This window comes from Streptomyces sp. NBC_01635, from assembly GCF_045209715.1.
Taxonomy (GTDB): Bacteria; Actinomycetota; Actinomycetes; order Streptomycetales; family Streptomycetaceae; genus Streptomyces; species Streptomyces hirsutus.
This window is the reverse complement of record NZ_CP109277.1, coordinates 8214965-8236477: the sequence shown is the minus strand read 5'-3', so window position 1 is coordinate 8236477 and position 21513 is coordinate 8214965. Positions and strand designations below refer to the sequence as shown.

Here is a 21513-nt window from a genome sequence, read left to right as displayed (position 1 = left end):
GGAACGGCGTGCACGGCGTGATCGTGTTCCCGGGCGAAGTCGTCACATCAACAGGAGCGGGGATACTCACGCCTGATACAGGGCGAGTTGAGTAGACCTCGACTCAGGCGCCGGTGGCCGTCCGTGGGGCACCCTCTCCCCCATGACCCCTCGCTACTGCTCGCTGACGCGGCAGCCGGCCCCCGCCTTCGCGCCGGGGCTCGCCGCCGAGCGGCTGGGCGCGCTGACCGCCGGGCGGCGGATGTGGGTCAACGGCACCGTGCTGCACTACTGCTTCTTCCGCGGCGACACCGAAGGGTCGGTCATTCCCGTGCCGGGGACCGGCCGGACCCGGTGGGTGCCGTGGGGCGGCACCACGGCGCAGCAGGACGTGGTGCGCGAGTGCTTCGCCGAGTGGCAGGGGCTCGGGATCGGACTCTCCTTCACCGAGGTCCACGACCGCTCGGAGGCGGAGCTGCGCATCGGCTTCCAGTCCGGCGGCGGCTCCTGGTCGGCCGTGGGTAAGGAGGCACTCCTGGCGGGTCTGCACGAGCGCACCGTGAACTTCGGCTGGGACCTGACCGAGCCCGGGGAGCGTGGGACGGCCCTGCACCAGATCGGCCACGCCCTGGGCATGCTGCACGAGCACCAGAGCCCCTGCGCGGGTCTCCACTGGGACGACGAGGCCGTGTACGCCGAACTGGCGGGCCCGCCCAACCACTGGAGCCGGGAACGGACGCACCACAACATCCTGCGCAAGCTGGACGCGACCGAGGCCAACGGCCCCGTCTGGGACGCCGATTCGATCATGGGATACACCTTCGCGCCGGGGCTGATACTGGAACCGGAGCAGTTCCGCGGGGGCGTCCATCCGCCCGGCACGCTGTCCGCGGCGGACAAGGAGTTCGCCCTCGGCTGGTATCCGCCGGCCGAACGGCCCGGCCCGCCCGCGCTGGTGCCGTTCCGCTCGGCGCCGCTCGGTCTGGGCCCCGGCGAACAGGCCGACTTCCAGATCGACCCGGTGGAGACCCGCGACTACACGGTGGGCACCTTCGGCGACGGCGACCTGGTCGTCGTGCTGTTCGAGGAGCGGGGCGGGGAGCCCCGCTACCTCGCCGGGCACGACGACGGGGGAACCCCGCACAACGCGACCCTCGCGGTCCGGCTCGTCAAGGGCCGCCGCTACTTCGTCCGGATCCGCCTCTACTCCGCACGGGGTTCGGGCGAAACCGCGGTCATGTGCTGGTAACGGCACCGGTCCGCCGAACACGGACGCCACGACCACTGTCCGGCGCCGGGGGAGCGGCCGGGGACGTCACCTTCAGGGGAGGGTGACGTCCCCGGCCCACGCCACGTCCGGGAGAGCGGCGGCCGGTCGGCTGCCCGCCCCGTCGTCCGCGCCCTGCCCACCGGGCGACTCGTCGGACCCGACCCGAATCCGGGCACCCGGCCGACGGTGGGGCAGCACGGCCCGGCCCTGTCCGACGAGGCACGCGTCCCATCGGCTCACCCATGTTCCAGCTCACCATCCGGATGATGGACGTGTCGCTCCCCTCCCCCGCCGCACCCCGTACGCTGGCTGGTGCAGCTGGTTCGCCCCGTCAGCCGGACGGGATGCGTCGTAAGAGGGAACCCGGTGGGAATCCGGGACTGCCCCGCAGCGGTGAGCGGGAACGACCGCCGTCATACGCACTGGGTCCGACGAACCGGGCCCGGGAAGCGACGGCCAGTAGGTGTCCTCCCCACGAGGACGTGCCCGCGAGTCCGAAGACCTGCCCGTTGCCCGCGTACGACCGGCTCGTGCGCGGATATCCCGGTGACCTCGAGGGCGGGTCGGCGTACATACCAGGCGGACGACGGCGCTGTGCTGCACGAGGTCGTTTCCGTCCGGTCCGTCGCCCTTCGCGCTCTCGTCCCGCCACCGGGATCTCAGGGATTCGTCTCGCGAAGGAGATCTCCGTGACCAGCAGGACCGCGACCGCGGCAGCCCGGGCCACCGTGTACGGCTACCCCCGCCAGGGCGCGAACAGGGAACTGAAGAAGGCGATCGAGGGCTACTGGAAGGGCCGCGTCACCGCCGACGAGCTGCGCGCCGCCGCCGCCGAACTGCGCCGGACGAACTGGCGGCAGCTGGCCGAGGCCGGCATCGACGAAGTCCCGGCCGGCGACTTCTCGTACTACGACCACGTCCTCGACACCACCGTCATGGTCGGCGCGATCCCCGACCGCCACCGCGCCGCCGTCGAGACGGACGCCTTGGACGGCTACTTCGCCATGGCGCGCGGCACCCAGGAGGTGGCGCCGCTGGAGATGACCAAGTGGTTCGACACCAACTACCACTACCTGGTCCCGGAGCTGGGCCCGGACACCGTCTTCACCGCCGACTCCGCCAAGCAGGTCGCCGAACTGAAGGAAGCCCTCGCACTCGGCCTGGCCGCCCGACCCGTTTTGGTCGGTCCGGTCACCTACCTCCTGCTCGCCAAGCCCGCCCCGGGCATGGCCGTCGGCTTCGACCCGCTCACCCTGCTCGACCGGCTGTTGCCCGTCTACGCCGAGGTCCTGGCCGACCTGCGGGCCGCGGGCGCGGAGTGGGTGCAGCTGGACGAGCCCGCCCTCGTCCAGGACCGCTCTCCGGTCGAACTGAACGCCGCCAAGCGGGCCTACCGTGAGCTGGGGGGCCTCACCGACCGCCCGAAGCTGCTGCTCGCCTCGTACTTCGACCGCCTCGGTGACGCGATGCCGCTGCTGGCCAAGGCTCCGGTCGAGGGCCTGGCCCTGGACTTCACCGAGGCCGCCGCCGCCAACCTGGACGCCCTGGCCGCCGTGGGCGGGCTGCCCGGCAAGCGGCTGGTCGCCGGGGTCGTCAACGGCCGCAACATCTGGGTGAACGACCTGGAGAAGTCCCTGTCCCTCCTCGGCACGCTGCTCGGCCTGGCCGACCGGGTCGACGTGGCCGCCTCCTGCTCCCTGCTGCACGTCCCGATCGACACCGCGACGGAACGGGACATCGAACCGCAGATCCTGCGCTGGCTCTCCTTCGCCCGGCAGAAGACCACCGAGATCGTCACTCTCGCCAAGGGCCTCGCCCAGGGCACCGGCACGATCACCGCCGAACTCGCCGCCAACCGGGCCGACCTCGCTTCCCGCGCGAACTCCCCGCTCACACATGACCCGGCCGTCCGGACCCGCGCCGCCGCCGTCACGGCCGCCGACGCCCGTCGCTCCCGGCCCTACGCCGAACGCGCCGCCGCCCAGCACGCCCGCCTGGGCCTGCCGCTCCTGCCGACCACCACCATCGGCTCCTTCCCGCAGACCGGCGAACTGCGCACCGCCCGCGCCGACCTGCGCGCCGGCCGCCTCGACACCGCCGGCTACGAGGAGCGCGTCAAGGCCGAGATCCAGGAGGTGATCTCCTTCCAGGAGAAGGCCGGCCTGGACGTCCTGGTGCACGGCGAGGCCGAACGCAACGACATGGTCCAGTACTTCGCCGAGCAGCTCACCGGCTACCTCGCCACCCGGTACGGCTGGGTCCAGTCCTACGGCACCCGCTACGTCCGCCCGCCGGTCCTGGCCGGCGACCTCTCCCGCCCCGAACCGATGACCGTGCGCTGGACCACATACGCCCAGTCCCTCACCGCCCGCCCGGTCAAGGGCATGCTCACCGGCCCGGTCACCATGCTCGCCTGGTCCTTCGTCCGCGACGACCAGCCCCTCGCCGACACCGCCCGCCAGGTCGCCCTGGCCCTGCGCGACGAGGTGAACGACCTCGAGGCGGCCGGCACCTCGGTGATCCAGGTGGACGAACCCGCGCTCCGCGAGACCCTGCCCCTGCGCGCCGCCGACCACGCCGCCTACCTGGCCTGGGCGACGGAGGCGTTCCGACTGACCACGGCCGGCGTCCGGCCGGACACTCAGATCCACACCCACATGTGCTACGCCGAGTTCGGCGACATCGTCCAGGCCATCGACGACCTCGACGCCGACGTCATCAGCCTGGAAGCCGCCCGCTCCCGCATGCAGGTCGCCCGCGAACTCGCCGCCCACGGCTATCCGCGCGAAGCCGGCCCGGGCGTCTACGACATCCACTCCCCGCGCGTCCCGAGCACCGAGGAGACGGTCGGCCTCCTGCGCACCGGCCTGAGGGCCATCCCCGCCGAACGGCTCTGGGTCAACCCCGACTGCGGTCTGAAGACCCGCGCCTGGCCCGAGACCCGTGCCTCGCTCGAGAACCTGGTCGCCGCCGCCCGCACCGTCCGCGACGAGCTGCCCGCTTCCTGACCCGTAAGGACCACGGGGCCGGGGCGCCACAAGTGCCCCGGCCACCCCGGCCCCGACAAGCAGTACGGCCACGGCAGAGCCGCCAAGGTGCCCATCGGCGAAGGATGTCGGGAGCCTGCTCGTCGCGGCCATCAACGAGTGACGTCGTTCACCTCGTCGCGCAGGGCCAGGGCGACCCGGCGGGCCGATGCGTCGCTCCGGCTGCCCCTCACTTCATGGTCCATCTCGGCCGGCCAGGCAGCAGTCACCGCACTTCGAGCCCTTCGGTGCACGGTAGTAGAGGCAGCAACTCCGGCGGCGGAAGGTGAGGTCCGGTCCGGTGATCACTCCGGTACCCGCGAGTCCTCCGGTACTCAGCAGCTCGGTCGTGAGGCTGGTGAGCGGCTTGCGCAGCCCGGGGCGGGCCGCCAGCAGAGCATGGGCCGCCCCGACGAGCGCGGAGGCGGCGTTCCCGTCCAGCAGACGCGGAGCGATCTTGATTCGGAGTCCGGCCGCGAGCCCCCACAGATGGCGCATCACTTGCGCGTTCAGGGCGGAAGTGGGTTCGGGCAGCCGCTCGGTGTACCAGCCGGCAGCATGGGGCAGACGGAGGGCCGGTCCGTCGTCGGCACGCTGCAACTCCGTCAGGTCCGGGACGATCCCGTGCAGCAGCACGCAGGCCAGGGTCGGGGACCAGAGGCGTGCGGCGTGTCCGAGGTGGGCGATGGACACGCCGATCCGCGGTTCGCGGGTGTGGTGCCGGTGCTCCACGGCTTCGGCCAGGTCGGTGAAGCCCCTCGCATAGGAGTGGTCGAGCGGATGCCAGCCCTCGTCCGGGCCACCGACGTGCAGGACGAAGAAGCCGCCCAGGGCCGCCACGTCCTGGAGAGCGGCGGCGACGGCCCCGGCAGGTGCCCGAGCATGTTCGGTCATGTCGGGGCCTTCCTTCCCGGCTGATCTCCTGAGGCGAGATCAATGAGTGAGTAGGTGGGTGTGAGCACCCCGGCTCGTCCGGCAACGGGCTGCTGCCAAGGCGTGCGGGCCCTCCCGGTGAGCACGGTTTCAGGGAGCCGTACGCCGCCGCGGTGGTGTGATGGCGTACAGGTCGAGGATCTCCGGCCGGGGGGCGACGCCGGGTCCGCCGGCGCGTGCCCAGGCGGCGATGTCCTCGGCGGCGTCCGGGTCGTTGACCAGCCCGAGCCAGACGGGCCGGGCGCCGGCGGCCCGACCCGCGGCGGAGGGCTGGACGACGATGACATTGGCCTGTTCGCACACGTCCAGGCAGGCGGACACCCGCACGGGTACCTCCGCGCGCAGGCGCGCTGTCTGCGCCGCGTGGTCGACGCCGATCACCTTGGGGCTGCCGCAGCAGCAGTCCCGACACACGACGACCCGGCAGGGCGCGGGGTCGGGTGCGAGGACGACCTGGTTGTCTACCGCTTCATGGGCTGGACCGGCACCGGCAGACATGCGGCATCGTTCCTCTCTCCGGGGAGATCCGCCCCGGTGGCTCGTCGAGGAGGCGACCGCGTGAGTCTCTGGCTCTCGGATCGAGGCTCGCCCCCGGCCTCCTCGCCCGGTTGCGGGAGGAGGCTGCGCGGGTGTGCGCTCGCCGATCACAGTGGCGGGACCGCGCCGGGTTCGCACCGGCTTCCTCGGACCGCTGTCGCCTTGTTCGCGACCATCCTCGCATTCGGCCGCGGGCGTGTCAGCAAGGGGGGAACCACGCCGGTCAGGCGGACGGGACCCGCGCCCTGCCCCACTCATGCTTTGCACCCGCCCCGAAGGAACGTGATATCGCCAGGTCGTCGCCGCGACGGGAAACAGGAAGCCGGTGTGAATCCGGCGCGGTCCCGCCCCTGTGACCGGAGAGTGCGCCTCTTCCGCACGCCACCGCGCGGTCCGCGCGGCGAGGCAGGGGGAACGTCGGTCCGGGAGTCAGGAAACCGGCCTGTCCCGGGCCCGTTCCGAGGAGTGCGGACTCCTCAGGAGGGTCTCCTTGTCACCCTCGCTCTCCCCTGCCCGTCGATGCCGGACCGTGCGCGGCACAGCCGCGGCTCTCGCCCTGCCGGCGGCTGTGCTGACCGCCGGCTGCGGCTCCTCCGACGAAACCGGCCGGGAACCGACAACTTCGGCATCGTCACTCGAAGGTTTCCCCGTCGCCATCGACAACTGCGGGGCGAGGACGACCTACGACAAGCCGCCGTCCCGGGTTGCCACCGTCCACCGGCATCCTGCCGAACCGCTGCTCGCCCTCGGCCTGAAGGACCGCATGGTGGGCACCGCCCTCCCCGGTTCGACCGTACTGCCGGAATCGGCGAAGGACTTCGAGGCGATACCGGAACTCGCCCAGAGGAAAACGTCGTTCGAAAAGATCCTCGACACCGAACCCGACTTCGTCCACGGGGGTTACGGCCAGAAGAAGTTCCTGCTTTCCCAGCCCGCCCTCGCCGATGTACCCGCCGTCAGGAACAAACGGTTCGCCCTGGTCGGTCGCCGTGGCAGCGGCAACTCCAGCCTGCCCAGGACCGTCTACCGCGTGCTGCGCCCCGATGCGAGGACGGTCCGCGTCACGGCGCCGACGTCTGGTCGATGCCCGGGACGCGCCGCGCCAGTTCACCCCGGCGAGGTGGACGTGCCTTTGAGGCGCGGGGGATCAGCCGGTCTAGCGGCCCAGGCGGGAGGCGTAGGGGAGCGCGTGATCGGCGCTCACACCCACTTCCAGGCGTCCCACCTTCTCGATCTCCACGGTGATGCGGTCGCCGTCGGCAAGCGGGCCCACGCCCTCCGGGGTGCCGGTGGCGATGACGTCGCCAGGCATGAGGGTCATCACGGAACTGGCGTACTCGATGAGCCGCGGCACGCTGTAGATCATCAGGGAAGTGCGGCTGTACTGACGCTGCTCGTCGTTGACCCAGCAGCGCAGTTCGAGGTCGTCGGGGTCGGCGATCTCGTCCTTGGTGACCACGAACGGGCCGATCGGGGTGAAGGTGTCGAAGGACTTGCGGGTGGAGCGGTCCTCGGTCGAGCGGATGGTGATGTCCAGGACGCAGGTGTAGCCGAAGACGTGGTCAAGTGCCTCCTCCCGGCTCACGTTCCGGGCCCGCTTGCCGATGACGATGCCCAGCTCGCCCTCCTGATCGGTGCGCACATCGCTGTAGGGGAGCCTGACGAGTTCGTCCGGGCCGATGACGGAGGAGCCGGCCTTCAGGAACACACCCCACTCGGCGATGGTGTTCGGGTTGTTCATCTCGGCCACGTGCGCCCGGTAGTTGGCCGGCGCGCCGATGATCTTGTGCGGCCGGGGCAGGGGGGCGGACCAGGCCACCTTCTCCGGGTCGATCCGGGGGGAGTCGCGCAGCGCCCCCGGGGCGGCGAGGACGTGACCGAGGTCCTGCTCCAACAGCCGTTGCAGCGGGCCCTGTGGTGTGTCGGGGCCCGGGACCAGGTCCGTCACATCGATGACTTCCGTGTCCGTCGAGACCGCGAGGCGGTTCCCGTCGAAGACTCCAAGACGCATCTGCGCCTCCTTCTCTTCCGACCCTTGAGCGGTCGGTTCCGGCGGTGAGGCGGCCGCAGGGCGGGGGTGCGACCGAAGCCCTGAAGATTCATCCGCTGATCAGGATGACTGGAGGATAGGGCCGGTCAGCAGGGGGCGCAATGGCGCTGTCGAGATCCTTTTGGTCGGCAGAAAATGGCTGGAAAACCCTTGAAAAAAGGTTTCTGCACACCTCTGGTGCGACCGCGGGGAGCCATGTACGTTGCAGCTGATTCATCCGGAGAAGCGGATGACCGAATTTCTTGTCGGGTCGATGTGAGCCGCGTCGACCGCATCGACCGACCTTTGCCCGTCCTTCCTTCCAAGGGGGTGACCGCATGCTGGAAAAGTCCGGGTTCGACGGCCTGGGAGTCGTCGTCACGGGAGCCGCCGCCGGAATCGGCGCCGCGACCGCCGAGGTGCTCGGCGGACTCGGTGCGCACGTCCTGGCCGTCGACATCGACGCCGACGGTCTGACCGAACTCGCCGCACGTCTGGCCGGTTCGGGTGCCGCCTGCACCGTTGTCGAGGCCGACCTCACCGACCGGTCCGACGTGGAGCGGATCCCCCGGGCGGTGGACGAGTCCGGGATCGTGATCAAGGGACTGGTCAACAACGTCGGGGTCAACAGCCGGCGTTCGATCCAGGACCTGGACCCGGAACAGTGGGACCGGGACCTCGCCCGCAACCTCACCAGTGCCTACCTGCTCACCCGGGCACTGCTGCCGGCGCTGCTCGCGGCACCGCGCGGCGGGTCGGTCGTGAACGTCTCGTCGACACACGCCCTGGCCGCCAACCCGGCGGCACTGGGCTACGCCACCACCAAGGCAGGACTGCTGGGCTTCACCCGGCAGTTGGCCGCCGAGTTCGCGGACCGCGGTCTGCGGGTCAACGCGGTCTGTCCCGGACTGACGATGACCACACGGATCGCCGACCGGGGCATCTCGCAGCCGCAGGAACACCTGCGGGACCGGCTCCTCGGCGGCAGGTTCGCCGAGCCCGAGGAGGTCGCGAACGGTATCGCGTTCCTCGCCTCGGACGCCGCCTCGTACATCACCGGCGTGACCCTGCCGATCGACGGCGGCTTCACGGCCCGTTGACCCGGGCGGTCGCATGCGGTTTCACCGCCCGTCGACCCGGGCGGATCCCTTCGGCACAGCCAGAACCCAACCAGAGAGAGGTGTGTTCCATGACCACAGCGACGACCGGGACCCTGTCACCCGGCCAGGTCGACGGCTACCGCCAGAACGGCTTCCTGTTCCCGCTGGATGCCATGACGGCCGATCAGGCGGCTTCCTACCGTACGAAGCTGGAGGCGTTCGAGGCCGAGTACGGCGAACGCGGCTCGGCCATCCTGCGCTCCAAGGCCCATCTGGTGCTCCCCTGGGTCAACGAGCTGATCCGGCTGGAGCCCGTACTGGACGCGGTCGAGAGCGTTCTCGGCCCCGACCTCTACTGCTGGGGCTCCTCCTTCTTCATCAAGAACCCGCACCACCCCGGATATGTGGCCTGGCACCAGGACGCCCCGTTCTCCAGCATCCCCAAGGGCGGGGAGATCATCACCGCCTGGATCGCGCTGGCCCCGAGCATCGTGGAGAACGGCTGCCTGAAGGTGGTCGCCGGCACTCACACCAAGGAGGCCGAGCACACCTTCAACAGCGACGGCTCCAACATGCTCTCCCAGGGGCAGGAGATCGCCGTCGAGGTGGACGAGAACGACGCCACGCTGATCCAGCTCCGGCCCGGGCAGTTCTCGCTGCACCACCAGTTCATCTTCCACGGCTCGGGGCCGAGCCACAGCGACGAGCGGCGCATCGGCATCGCCGTCCGCTACATGAAGCCCTTCGAGCGAGAGGAGGAGGGCAACACCGAGACCGCCACCCTGGTACGCGGCAGCGACCCGTACGGGGCCTTCGTCCCCGAACCGGTACCGACCGCCGACATGGCCCCCGAGTCCGTCGCCTACCTCGACGAGCAGCTGGTCAGCCGGCACGGAGACCGCTACCGCAAGTGACCCACCGGGCGGGGCTGTCGCGCCGTACGGCACAAGCCCCGCAGGGACCGCCCCGCCCGTTCGCGTGAGCGCCGGCCGTCCCGCCCCGCGCGTGTCCGCCGCCCTGCCCCGTCCTTCCCGCACGCGTCAGCCGTGGGACAGACGGGGCCACCGCCCCCCACTCCCCCCACTTGCCCCTGAGCGATGGTGCCGGCTCCGTCCTCCGCGACGAGCACGCCCGAACACGGCGCGGCACCGAAAGACCGACACCGGCTGTGAAACAGCCTCGCGACGAGAGGTATAGAAACATGGAGTACCGCCCGCACCGGACCGGTGTGCTCACCGTGGCCGTCCTCGCCTCCCTGGCTGTGCTTACCGCCTGCGGAAAGGGCGGGCCGGGGGTGAAGGCCGGCGAGGTCGCCGCCACCGGTGAGACCCTGGTGGCCGCGGCCGCGAAGGAGGGCCAGGTCGTCTTCTACTGTTCCCTCACCCCCGCCTCGTGCGAAGCACTGGCCAAGGGGTTCGAGAAGGAATACCGGGGAGTCTCCGTCAAGGTCCTCAGAGCGACCAGCCCCGACCTCTCGGCGCGGTACGCGACCGAGAAGAAGTCGGCGGCCGAAACCGCCGACGTCATCCTGCACGCCGATGTCCCGTTCATCCAGACGGCCCTCAAGGAAGGGCTCGTCACGTCCTTCAAGGACGCCGGATTGCTGCCCGCCGACCACCCCGAAAAGTGGCTCCTCGACAGCGAGGGGATCGTCGGCACGCCGTACATCGTCGACGCCCTCGGAATCGGCATCAACACCGACCTGGTGAAGCCTCAGGACCGTCCGAAGACCTGGGCCGACCTGGGTGACCCCAAGTGGAAGGGCAGGATGAACGGCCCGCACAAGGACGGCTCCGGCTACGCCACCTACTACGGCACCGTCGACGACCACGTCGACGGCTTCCTGGAGAGCCTGAGCAAGCAGGAGATCTTCCCCGACCCCGGCGGCATGGTCAGCCTGACCGAGTCACTGGCCGCCGGTCAGTACGCGATCCAGAGCGTGGCCAGCAAGGCCGCCATCGACAACGCCAAGGCCAAGGGCGCGCCGGTCGACATCGTCTTCCCGGAGCCCGGCGCCACGGGACCGGCCTTCGCCTACACGCTCAACCCCGAGCCCGGCCACCCCAACGCCCAGAAGCTGTTCGCCGGCTACGTCCTGTCCGAGAAGGCCAGCCAGGCGCTGCACGGCGCCAACAGCGCGATAGCCACGCCCCAGGTGGAGACCGAGTTCGAACTGCTGCACCCCAACCTCGAGTACTACCGGCCCGCCAAGGTCGAAGAGGTCGCCAAGATCCTCAACGGCGGCAGGTGAGCGGACACCATGAGCGAGAACTCCGTCATCGACGCCGAGCGGACTCCCGCGTCCGCCGGCCCGTCAGATGTCCCGGTGCGCCCCCTGAGCGCTCCACGCCGCAAGGCCTCCCCCACCGCCTTCCGTCTCGTCGTCCTGCTGGTGGCGGCCGGAGTGGCGCTGCTGATCGGCTATCCCCTGGTGCGGATCGTCCTCGGTCTGGTGTGGGTGGACGGCACGCTGACCTTCTCGGCCGTCTCCGAGACCCTGGCCCTGCCCGGGCTGGGTGACACCCTGCTCGACACGTTCATCGTGACCGGCAGCTCCGTCGTGCTGGCCCTGGTCATCGGTTCGGCCTTCGCCTGGCTCAACGAGCGGACCGACGCCCGGATGGGCGTCCTCACCGACGTGCTCCCCGTTGTCAACTTCCTGATGCCCGGCATCGCGACGGCGGTGGGCTGGCTGCTGCTGATGTCCTCGGACGCCGGATACGTCAACAAGGTCATCCGCGCGGTGGCCAACGGGGTGTTCGGGGCGAACCTGACCTCCGGGCCGTTCAGCGCCAACTCCTGGTACACCGTCATCGGCGTCTACACCCTCACCCTGGTCCCGTTCGTCTACCTGGTGGTATCGGCCGGACTGCGCAACCTCGACTCCCGGCTGGAGGAGCAGTCCCGGATGTGCGGGGCCGGTGTGTTCACGACCCTGGTCCGGGTGACGCTGCCCGCGCTGCGCCCGAGCCTGCTCAGCGCGGCCTTCCTGGCCGTGTGGTTCGGCTTCGCGGTCTTCTCGGTACCGGTGGTGCTCGCCGAGCCGGCGGGCATCCAGATGCTGTCGGTGGAGATCGTCCACCTGCTCACCTCCTCCTACCCGCCCCAGACCGGTGCGGCGATCGGACTGAGCAGCCTGGAACTGGTGGTGCTGGGCGTGATCTGGCTGCTCCAGCAGCGGTCCCTGCGCGGCGGCCGTACGGCGGTGATGGGCGGCAAGGGATCGGGCACCGAGCGCATCCCGCTGGGCCGGCTGCGCGGGGTGGCTCGGGCGGCGATGCTGCTCTACCTGTTCTGCGCCGTGCTCCTCCCCGTGGGCGCGCTGACCCTGGTCACCCTCAACGGCTACTGGGGCAACCCCTCCTGGGAGAACTTCGGCCTGGGCTCCTTCTGGTCGATCCTCACCGACCCCGCCAACCAGCAGGCGATCGTGAACAGCCTCCTGTTCGCTCTGGTCACCGCGACGGTCGCGGTCGCGATCGGCGGCGGCATCGCCTGGCTGTCGGTCCATTCCCCGGGCACCGTGGCGAAGGCCGCCGCGGTCGTGTCCAAGGTCCCGGCCGCCATCCCGCCGGTCGTCGTCGCGGTGGGCATGGTGCTGGCCTTCGCCGGAGAGCCGTTCTTCCTCGGCGGCACCGCCCTGATCCTGCTGATGGGCTTCCTGGTGATCGCGATGCCGGAGGCATCCATCACCTCGGAGGCCGCCGCCGGCCAGGTCGGCAAGGAACTGGGGCAGGCGTCCTCGCTCTCCGGGGCCTCGCAGGGACGCACCTTCCGGTCCGTCTACCTCCCCCTGATGCTGCCGGGCCTGGCCGCCGGCTGGACGCTGATCTTCGTCCGGATCATGGCGGACGTCGAGGCCTCGGCCCTCCTGGCGAGCACCGGGACGCCGGTGATCGGCTTCCAGCTCCTGGCCATCTTCGAAGGTGGCGGCGGATACGCCGAACTGGCGGCGCTGGCCCTCTTCGTGTCCCTCGTCTCCATGGTGATGGTGGCGGTGGTCCTGAGCGCCACCTCGATGTGGCAGGCACGCAGAAACCGTCAACAGTCCTAGAAGGAGAGCCGTCATGGCGAATGTCGTATCCCTGGACACGGGAGACGTCACGGCCCGCGAGGCCGCCGCGCACCCTCCGGCACCGGCCGCTCCGGAGCCGGCGCTCAGGATCAGGGGCGTCCGCAAGATGTACCGCCGCAGCGACGGGGAGTCGGTGCCCGCCGTCGATGACACCACCCTGGACATCCACGAGGGTGAGGTGCTGGTGCTGCTCGGTGCCAGCGGCTGCGGGAAGAGCACCTTCCTGCGGTGCATCGCCGGTCTGGAGAAGCCCGACGCCGGAAGCATCGAGAGCCGCGGGAAGATCCTGTCCTCCGCCGAGGACGGTGTCTTCGTCCCGCCCGAGCAGCGCGACATCAGCATGATCTTCCAGTCGTACGCGCTGTGGCCGCACATGACCATCTTCAAGAACGTCGCCTACCCGCTGACCACGGGCCACCACAAGGGCCTGACCCGGGAGCAGGTCCGGGAGCGGGTCATGGGCGTGCTGGAGATGATGGGCATCGCGCATCTCGCGGAACAGCACCCCGCGCAGATCAGCGGCGGCCAGCAGCAGCGCGTCGCGCTGGCCCGGGCACTGGTCAAGGACTCCGGGATCGTCCTGTTCGACGAGCCGCTGTCCAACGTCGACGCCCGGGTGCGCGACCAGTTGCGCGTGGAGATCCGGGAGATGCAGAAGCGCCTGGGCTTCACCGCGGTCTACGTCACCCACGACCAGGAGGAGGCGATCGGGATGGCCGACCGTATCGCCGTCATCGACCACGGGGTCGTGGCCCATGTCGCCACTCCGCGCGAGGTCTACCTCAGGCCGGCCAACCTCAGGGTGGCGCGGTTCATCGGCAAGCTCAACGAGGTGGAGGGCACGGTCACGGCCGTCCGGGACGACGGCAGCGTCACGGTCGCCACCGCGCTGGGCGACATCGAGGCCGCCACCGGACAGGACGGCCTGCGCACCGGGCAGGAGATCGCCGCGGTCTGGCGGCCCGACCGCACGGTCCTCAACGGCGCCGACGGCGGCGGGAACTGCTGGCCGGGGACGGTGCGGACCTCGGAGTTCTACGGATCCTTCACCGACAGCCGCATCACGCTGGGGGACCGGGACCACGAGGTCATGCACTGGGCGACGGGGGACGTGCCCCTGGAGACGGGCGGCTCCGTGCGGCTCTCGGTCGCGCCGTCCGACGTCAGGGCGCTGGCGCGGTAGCCGAACGGCTGTGCCGACGACCAGGGCGCCGGCGTTCCGGACGGGAGAGACTTCTTTCTTCCGGAACGTCCGCCGAGAGAATGCCGTCCACCCACGTGCCGGTTTATCCGGCTGTTAATATGCAGGGTTGAAATAATCCGTGACCTCCTAGGGGAATGATGCAGCACACGCCACCCCCCGCTCCTCTGTATCAGCGAGTATTCGGGGTGATCTACCAGCGGATTCGTCTGGGTGACTACCCGGCGGGAGAAGCGCTGCCCACCGAGGACCGGCTCGTCGCCGAGTTCTCGGTGAGCAAGGCGACCATCCGCAAGGCCGTGGACGAGCTCATCGCCCGCGGCCTGGTATTTCGCCGGCAAGGGAAAGGCACGTTCGTGTACGGGGACGCGGAAGAGAAGATCGGCAGTGTCTTCCGGGGGTCCTTGCTCGACCTCATCTCCGGTACGCCACGCATGCCGCTCCATGACGTCGGGGTGGAGATCGGGGTCCGTTTTCCCGCCTCGGTCCGCGCGACCCTCGGCACCGACCGGGAGACCGGCAACGTCATCTGGAACCGGCGTACCGCCGGCGGCACGGTGTTCGTCTACTCGACCCATTATCTGGCCCCGCAGATCGAGCACTTCGCACGGGATCCCCGCCTGCGCACCAACGGGCTGCTGACGGTGCTGCACAGCGACGGGGTGGCCATGGAGGGAGCCGAGCAGCGGGTGTCGGCGCAGCTCGCCGACACCGAGGTGGCCAGGCATCTGGAGACCGAACTGGGTGCGCCGGTGCTGTTCTCCCAGCGGATCCTGAGCTCCGTGGACGGCCCCATCGACGTACTGCACAGCTGGTACCGCGGTGATCTGTACGAATGGCGTTCACGCCTGGACATCAGGAGTGACGGTGGAGTGGTCATGGTGCCCGAGGAAAGCTGACGCCCTGCACGCCGGATAACGCAGGAACACGAGAAAGCGCACTTTTCTCCAGCCTTCTGGAAAGGGTGTGCGGGTTCGACACTGCCTTTTCCGGTGATTTCGACAACGTTTTTCATGGCCCGGTACCGGGTGTCCGAATAAGAGGAGTGGAGGAAATATGACGACGGTGGAAAACCGAACCGCTTCCCTGGCCGATTCCCCGGCGGATTCACCGGCGGACTTTTACGAGAGGCTGGCCGGGGCGCATGTGGTGCCGCTGTGGCGGGTCCCGGGCACGGACGCTCCGGAGCCCGAACCGGCCGAGGTCCCGCACGTGTGGCGCTGGCGGGAACTGATCCCCCTCATGGAGGAGGCCGGCCGCACCATCGACCTGGGCAGCGAGGCGGAGCGCCGGGCGCTCAACGGCGTCAACCCCGCCCGCCAGTGGGGCACGACGCACACCATGGTCGCCGGCTACCAGCTGGTCCTGCCGGGCGAAGAGGCCACCGCGCACCGGCACACCCCCGCCGCGGTCCGGCTGATGCTCGCCGGCCGGGGGCACACCACCGTCGAGGGCGAGCCGGTGCTGATGGAGCCCGGCGACCTGGTCCTCACCCCCGGATGGAACTGGCACGACCACCGCAACGCGGGCGACGAGCCCATGATCTGGCTCGACGGCCTCGACGTCCCCTTCGTCCGCGGCCTCAACGCCCAGTTCTACGAGGACTACGAGGACAAGCGGATGCAGCCGGCGCGGGTCGCCGAGGACGACAGCGTGGCGCGGTACGGCGCCGGCATCGTACCGGCCGGCCCGCGGACCGGCCGGGCGCACTCGCCCCTGATGAAGTACTCCTACGCCGCCACCCTGGAGAGTCTGGAGCGGCTGCGGGAGTCGGAGGGCGACCCGGAGCACGGGGTCACCGTCGAGTACACCGATCCGCAGACCGGCGGTCCGGTGATGCCCACCCTGGGGTGTGCCGCGCAGCTGCTGCCGGCCGGACGCCGCACCCGCCGTCGCCGGCACACCTCCAGCACGGTGTTCTGCGTGACCCGGGGCTCGGGCCACAGCGTGATCGGCGGCCGACGCTACGACTGGGAGCAGAACGACTTCTTCGTCGTCCCCTCCTGGACCTGGTACGAGCACGTCGCGGCGGACGGAAGCCCGGACGTCACCCTGTTCGCCATGAGCGACCGGCCGATGCTCGAACCCTTCGGTCTCTACCGCGAACAGCTCGCCTGACCCATGACGACTCCGAGGAAAGAGGTCCCCATGGCCGGCCCGGAAAGCAGGCCGCACGTTCTCGTGATCGGCGGCGGAATCGGTGGCTTCACCACAGCCCTGGCGTGCGCCAGGCGCGGTATGTCGGTGCACGTCCTGGAACGCGCGCCGGAGATCAAGGAGATCGGCGCCGGACTGCAACTCGGCCCGAACGCCGGCCGGCTGCTCGGCGAACTCGGCGTGCTGGACAGCGTGCTGCGCACCGCCGTGCTCCCGGAACGGTTCGTGATCCTGGACGCCTACACGGGCCGGGAGATCTACCAGGCACGGTTCGGGCAGGCGCTCGCCGAGCGGTTCGGCGCGCCGTACACGGTGATGCACCGCGCCGACCTGCTCGACACGCTGCTCCAGGGCAGCCTCGCCACCGGCCTGGTGACGGCGTTCACCGGCAAGGAGGTCGTCGGCGTCGAACAGGACGCCCGCGGCGCCACCGTCACCTGCGCCGACGGGTCGACGCACTCGGCCGACGTCGTCATCGGCGCCGACGGCCTGCGGTCCGCCGTCCGCCGCGAGGTGCTCGACGACAGCGAGCCGGCCGTCTCCCGGTACGCCATCTACCGCGGCCCCGGACCCCGCCCCGAGGGGGTGGAGGACGCGGTCACCCTGTACGCGGGCGACGGGCTGCACCTGATGCAGTACCCGATCCAGGGCGGCGAACTGCTCAACAGGGTGGCCTCGTTCCGCAGCGACCGCGGTGCGCCGGGCAGCGACACCTGGGCCACCCCGGAGGAGCTCTTCGAGAAGTTCGCCGACACCTGCGACCCCGTGCGGGAGGCGCTGCACCACCTGGACCTCGGCAAGCGGTGGGAGCAGTTCGACAGAAAGCCCACGCCCGGCTGGGCCCAGGGACGCGTCGCGCTGCTGGGCGACGCCGCCCACCCCATGCGCCAGTACCTCGCACAGGGCGCCGGCCAGGCCATGGAGGACGCCGTCGCGCTCGCCGCCGCCCTCGCCGACAGCCCAAACGATCCGGTCACGGCGCTCAAGGAGTACGAGGAGATCCGCTTCCCGAGGGCCGCCGCGGTGCAGCGCAACACCCGCTTCTTCGGGGAGATGGTCCACCTGGGCGGCGTCGGCGCGGTCCTGCGCGACTTCGCGTTCAACTCCCTGACAGCGGACGACTACTCGCTCGCCGAGTGGCTCTACGGCACCGGCGGGGCGCCCGCCCCGCAGCCGCCCGCCCGGCTCGACTTCTACACCGAGGGGCGATGAAGTGACCATCGACCTGACCGTGGCCTGCGGGCCCTACGACCGCACGGCGGCGCTCGCCGACGGCCGGGTGCGCGTCCCCGGAGTGGACCTCACCTGGCTGCCGTTGGGCGCCGAGGAGATCTTCTTCCGGATGGCGCGGCACGGCGAGTTCTCCGCCTCCGAGATGTCGCTGTCCTCGTACACGCTGACGCTGGAGCGGGACCGGCCGTTCGTGGCGATCCCGGTGTTCCCCTCGCGCACCTTCCGGCACCACGCGGTGTACGTCCACACCGACAGCGAATTCACCCACCCCGAGCAGCTCAAGGGGAAGACCGTCGGCATCCCCGAGTACCAGATGACGGCCGCGGTGTGGATGCGGGGCATCTTCGACGAGCACTACGGGCTTCCGGTGGACTCGGTCTCCTACCGCACCGGGGGACTGCTGGAACCCGGCCGGACCGAGAAGCTGGCCATCCACGTCCCCGGCGTGGACATCACGCCGATCGCGGAGGGGCAGAACCTCTCCGACATGCTGGAGGCCGGCGAGATCGACGCCCTCTACACCGCCCGGGTGCCCCGCCACTTCGCCGACGGCACCCGCCGGGTGCGCCGGCTGTGGGCGGACCCGGCCGCCGCCGAGAAGGAGTACTTCGAGCGGACCGGCATCTTCCCGATCATGCACACCGTAGTGCTGCGACGGGACGTCTACGAGCGCAACCGCTGGCTCGCCAGGGCACTGACCGACGCCTTCCAGGAGGCCAAGGAACACGCCGACCGGGCGCTCGGCGAGACCGTCGCGCTGGCCGGGATGCTGCCGTGGGGCCATCTGGCGGCGCAGTCGGCACGAGACGTCATGGGCGAGGACATCTGGCCCTACGGCCTGGCACCCAACCACGCCTGCCTGACGGCCTTCCTGCGCTACCTGCACGAGCAAGGGCTCACCGGACGGCTGCTGGCCCCCGAGGAACTGTTCGCCCCGGAGACCCACGAGAGCTTCGTCGTGTAGTGGGCGGCGCGCGAGCGCCGCATATGACCTACCCATTGGGAGACGCTGATGAGCAGCGGTGAGTTCGCAACACTTCTGAGCCCCTTCGCCATCGGTGGCAAGACGGTCCGCAACCGGATCATGCTCACCACCCACAACCCGAAGATGAGCGAGGAGCGTTACCTGCAGTACCTGGAGACCCGGGTCGCGGGCGGGGTCGGGATGGTCGGCATACCGGTCCTGAACGAGACCATCTCGACCCTGGCCTATGTCACGCCCGGCCAGCTCGACGGGATCTCCGCCCGGGACCTGGACGGCACCGCCGACCCCGAGACCGAGGAGGGCAGGGAGTTCTTCGACTCCCTCCTCCTGCCGCCGCTGCGGGCCCGCGCCGAGATCGCGCACCGGCACGGGGCGCTGGTCTTCGGCCAGGTGGCCAACCGCGGCTCCATCCGGCTGCCCGAGACCTTCCAGGCGATGGTCTCGCCCAGCGGCATACCGGACCCGCACGTGCGGGCCCAGCCGCGCGAGATGACCACCGGCGAAGTGGAGCGGGTGGTGCGGCTGTTCGCCCGGTCCGCCTCTCGCATCCAGCGGGGCGGGCTCGACGGCGTCGAGGTGCACGCCACCCACGGCTACCTGGTCGAGCAGTTCCTCTCGCCGTCCACCAACCGTCGCACGGACCGCTACGGCGGCTCACTGGACAACCGGATGCGCTTCCTGACCGAGGTGCTCGAGGCGATCCGCGAAGAGTGCGGAGCGGACTTCCCCATCGGGATGCGCATCAGCGGCCTCCAGGCCCACCCCGGCGGGCTGACCACGGACGACATCGCGGCCGTCGTCAAGACCGTGGAGTCCTCCCTGGCCTACGTCAACATCACCGCCGGGACGATCGGCGCCCTGCACGACGGCGTGGTGCTCCCCTACGTCGCCTCCAGTCACTACGAGCCCGGCTTCAACGCCGACGCCGCGGCCGCTGTGCGGGAGGCGGTCTCCGTGCCGGTGATCCTCACAGGCCGGATGAACGACCCCGCTCTGATGGAGGACGTGCTCCGCAGCGGTGTCGCGGACCTGGTGGGCACCACCCGCGCCCTGATCGCCGACCCGGAGTTCGTGAAGAAGACCGCGGCCGGGCGGGCGGACCGCATCCACAAGTGCATCGGCATCAACGAGTGCCACTACCCCGACCGGGTCTCCTCCTGCCCGGTGAACCCGTGGGCGGGCCGGGAGCGCGAGCTGGACGTGCCCGCCCCCACCCGGCGCAAGCGGGTCCTGGTGGTGGGCGGTGGCCCCGCCGGCCTGATGTGCGCCCGCACGGCGGCGAACCGGGGCCACTCGGTGGTGCTGGCGGAGAAGAAGGAGACGCTGGGCGGCAAGATCACCCTGCTCTCCCGTGACCCGCACCGCCGGGAGATGGCCTCGCTCATCGACGACCTCGCCCGGGATGTGGCGGAGGCCGGGGTGGAGGTGCGGCTCGGTTTCGAGGTGACCCCCGAGTCCGTCGCCGAGCTCGCGCCGGACGTGGTGGTCGCCGCCACCGGGGCGGTCCCCGCCGTCCCGGACGTGCCCGGTCTGGAGGAGATCCGGGCGTACACCGCCCTGGACATCCTTGAGGTGGACCTGGCGGAGCTCGGCGAGAACGTACTGGTCGTCGGGGGCCTCAACGACCACCTCGCGCCACTTGCCGCCGCCGACCTGCTGGCCGACCGGGGCAAGCAGGTCGTGCTGCTGTCGGAGTGCATCCTGCCCGGTCAGGCCGCCGAGCCGTCCATCCTGCACCTGCTGACGAAACGGCTGCTGGAGAAGCGCGTGCGGATCGAGGCCCTCACCCAGCTGGTCAAGGGGGGAACGCGCCCCCAGGTACGGAACGTCTTCTCCGGGGAGACCTCCGAGCTCGGCGACTTCGACTCGATCGTGTTCGCCACCGGCGCCGAGCCGGTCGACTTCCCCGAGACCGGCAGCGAGTTCTACCGCATCGGCGACTGCCTGGCACCGCGACGGCTGGTGCACGCCACGCTCGACGGCGCCCGTATCGGCTCCCGTCTCTGAGGGGGCGCCGGAAGGCGGACAGGAGCCTGGCGATCCCTGCCCGCCTTCCGGCGCCGGCCGGATCAGCCCTCCGTGAGATGTCTTGGTGATGGCGACGCTGCCGGCATCAGGCTCGAGGCTCTCCGTGGGGCGTTGGAGGTGGGGGCGTCGGCTCGTTCGGCAGGGCGGACACGGTGGGGGGCCCAGGTGAGTGTGCCGGTCACAGCGGCGGCGAGGGCGGTCGACCGGACGGCACTGCGAACCGTTCCGGGTTCGCCGACGCGGGAGTCCAAGTCCACGTCCTGCGACGCGTCGCAGACCACGGATCACTGACCGCCACCCAGCGCTGCCTCCACCCGGACGTACACAAGATCACGGCCGTCGGCGCAGCACTCTCGGCACACCTCAGCGTGCTGCGCGCCCCACGCTCCCTGCCGAGCCCTATGACTGTCACCCGCTGACGCCGGTCAAGGACGCTGGCCCACAGTTGGTCCCCAAGAATGATCAAGGGCCGGTTTCGGATGCCTCCGAAACCGGCCCTGACCTGCGACTCTCTCAAGTCGGGACGACAGGATTTGAACCTGCGACCCCTTGACCCCCAGTCAAGTGCGCTACCAAGCTGCGCCACGTCCCGATGCGTCCCGCGCGGCGTACCGCGTGATCACGCAGGTCAACACTACCGCATCCGGAAGGTGGTCCAGGGACGGAGGGTGCGGGGGTCTACGGCCGCGGCCCGGCCGCGCTCTCCGTCGGCTCGCGCCACGCCTCCGGTGTCACCGGTACTCCCCGTTCCCGGCGCTCGGCGGCCGTGGCGGCGCTGCGCTCCCCCGAGCGGCACAGGACCGAGGGGGTGCGGTCGCCACGCCCCCGCCGGTCACCACGCGGCAGGCGGGCGGGGAGACCCGGATTACCAGCGGTATGAGCGTCTGTCCGGTTGGTTCGGGGCACCGCTGCATTCGCACAACTGCGACGAGCACGTCACCGTGCTGGCGGGCGAGGCGG

The 21513-nt window shown here is 70.5% G+C and carries 15 protein-coding genes, 1 tRNA gene, 1 pseudogene and 3 riboswitches; of the genes and pseudogenes, 13 read left to right on the top strand and 4 right to left on the bottom strand.

The window, feature by feature from the left end; all coding sequences use genetic code 11:
- Positions 1 to 142: 142 nt before the first annotated feature.
- Both OHB56_RS37565 and metE read left to right on the top strand, forming a co-directional pair.
- A complete protein-coding gene (locus OHB56_RS37565; protein WP_326756163.1) occupies positions 143 to 1228 on the top strand; it encodes a M12 family metallopeptidase in 1086 nt (361 codons plus the stop codon).
- Between the two features lie 323 nt (positions 1229 to 1551).
- Positions 1552 to 1774: riboswitch (cobalamin riboswitch) on the top strand.
- A gap of 164 nt (positions 1775 to 1938) precedes the next feature.
- Positions 1939 to 4257 carry a 5-methyltetrahydropteroyltriglutamate--homocysteine S-methyltransferase gene (gene metE, locus OHB56_RS37560; protein ID WP_406358325.1) on the top strand — a complete coding sequence of 773 codons (2319 nt, stop codon included), beginning with the start codon at positions 1939 to 1941 and terminating at the stop codon, positions 4255 to 4257.
- 213 nt (positions 4258 to 4470) lie between these two features.
- On the opposite strand, the gene OHB56_RS37555 is transcribed toward metE, so the two are convergent.
- The 3 genes from OHB56_RS37555 to OHB56_RS37545 form a co-directional block, all read right to left on the bottom strand.
- Entirely contained in the window at positions 4471 to 5169 is a 699-nt protein-coding gene (locus tag OHB56_RS37555; protein ID WP_326756161.1) for a (2Fe-2S)-binding protein, read from the bottom strand.
- A 129-nt stretch (positions 5170 to 5298) separates the two neighbouring features.
- Positions 5299 to 5706, bottom strand: a complete 408-nt coding sequence (locus OHB56_RS37550; RefSeq protein ID WP_326756160.1) for a (2Fe-2S) ferredoxin domain-containing protein — start codon at positions 5704 to 5706, stop codon at positions 5299 to 5301.
- Between the two features lie 62 nt (positions 5707 to 5768).
- A riboswitch (cobalamin riboswitch) is annotated at positions 5769 to 5893 on the bottom strand.
- 128 nt (positions 5894 to 6021) lie between these two features.
- A riboswitch (cobalamin riboswitch) is annotated at positions 6022 to 6206 on the top strand.
- Positions 6207 to 6901: 695 nt separating this feature from the next.
- A complete protein-coding gene (locus OHB56_RS37545; RefSeq protein WP_326756159.1) occupies positions 6902 to 7756 on the bottom strand; it encodes a fumarylacetoacetate hydrolase family protein in 855 nt (284 codons plus the stop codon).
- Between the two features lie 356 nt (positions 7757 to 8112).
- Between OHB56_RS37545 and OHB56_RS37540 the strand changes: the two genes are divergently transcribed.
- The 11 genes and pseudogenes from OHB56_RS37540 to OHB56_RS37490 all read left to right on the top strand — a co-directional run.
- Complete coding sequence (locus OHB56_RS37540) at positions 8113 to 8874, top strand: SDR family oxidoreductase (RefSeq protein ID WP_326756158.1); 762 nt, start codon at positions 8113 to 8115, stop codon at positions 8872 to 8874.
- A gap of 89 nt (positions 8875 to 8963) precedes the next feature.
- Positions 8964 to 9788, top strand: coding sequence for a phytanoyl-CoA dioxygenase family protein (locus tag OHB56_RS37535; RefSeq protein WP_406358322.1), 825 nt, complete (start codon positions 8964 to 8966; stop codon positions 9786 to 9788).
- Positions 9789 to 10075: 287 nt separating this feature from the next.
- Positions 10076 to 11125 (top strand): extracellular solute-binding protein, encoded by a 1050-nt coding sequence (locus tag OHB56_RS37530; RefSeq protein ID WP_406358320.1) that lies wholly within the window; start codon positions 10076 to 10078, stop codon positions 11123 to 11125.
- 9 nt (positions 11126 to 11134) lie between these two features.
- On the top strand, positions 11135 to 12928 hold the full coding sequence (locus OHB56_RS37525; RefSeq protein ID WP_326756155.1) for an iron ABC transporter permease: 1794 nt from the start codon (positions 11135 to 11137) through the stop codon (positions 12926 to 12928).
- 13 nt (positions 12929 to 12941) lie between these two features.
- Positions 12942 to 14132: an ABC transporter ATP-binding protein gene (locus OHB56_RS37520; RefSeq protein ID WP_406358318.1), complete on the top strand. Its 1191-nt coding sequence runs from the start codon at positions 12942 to 12944 to the stop codon at positions 14130 to 14132.
- Between the two features lie 155 nt (positions 14133 to 14287).
- The gene (locus OHB56_RS37515) at positions 14288 to 15049 is read left to right on the top strand and encodes a GntR family transcriptional regulator (protein WP_406358316.1); all 762 of its coding nucleotides are present in this window, start codon (positions 14288 to 14290) and stop codon (positions 15047 to 15049) included.
- 157 nt (positions 15050 to 15206) lie between these two features.
- The gene (locus tag OHB56_RS37510) at positions 15207 to 16268 is read left to right on the top strand and encodes a cupin domain-containing protein (RefSeq protein WP_406358314.1); all 1062 of its coding nucleotides are present in this window, start codon (positions 15207 to 15209) and stop codon (positions 16266 to 16268) included.
- Positions 16269 to 16298: 30 nt separating this feature from the next.
- Positions 16299 to 17519 carry an FAD-dependent oxidoreductase gene (locus tag OHB56_RS37505; RefSeq protein ID WP_406358312.1) on the top strand — a complete coding sequence of 407 codons (1221 nt, stop codon included), beginning with the start codon at positions 16299 to 16301 and terminating at the stop codon, positions 17517 to 17519.
- Between the two features lies 1 nt (position 17520).
- Positions 17521 to 18504 carry an ABC transporter substrate-binding protein gene (locus tag OHB56_RS37500; RefSeq protein ID WP_406358311.1) on the top strand — a complete coding sequence of 328 codons (984 nt, stop codon included), beginning with the start codon at positions 17521 to 17523 and terminating at the stop codon, positions 18502 to 18504.
- A 48-nt stretch (positions 18505 to 18552) separates the two neighbouring features.
- Positions 18553 to 20532 (top strand): FAD-dependent oxidoreductase, encoded by a 1980-nt coding sequence (locus OHB56_RS37495; protein ID WP_326756149.1) that lies wholly within the window; start codon positions 18553 to 18555, stop codon positions 20530 to 20532.
- Between the two features lie 251 nt (positions 20533 to 20783).
- A pseudogene (locus OHB56_RS37490) lies at positions 20784 to 20972 on the top strand (site-specific integrase); the annotation flags it as partial.
- A 99-nt stretch (positions 20973 to 21071) separates the two neighbouring features.
- Here the strand turns inward: OHB56_RS37490 and OHB56_RS37485 are convergent.
- Positions 21072 to 21145, bottom strand: a tRNA-Pro gene (locus OHB56_RS37485).
- Positions 21146 to 21513 lie beyond the last annotated feature (368 nt).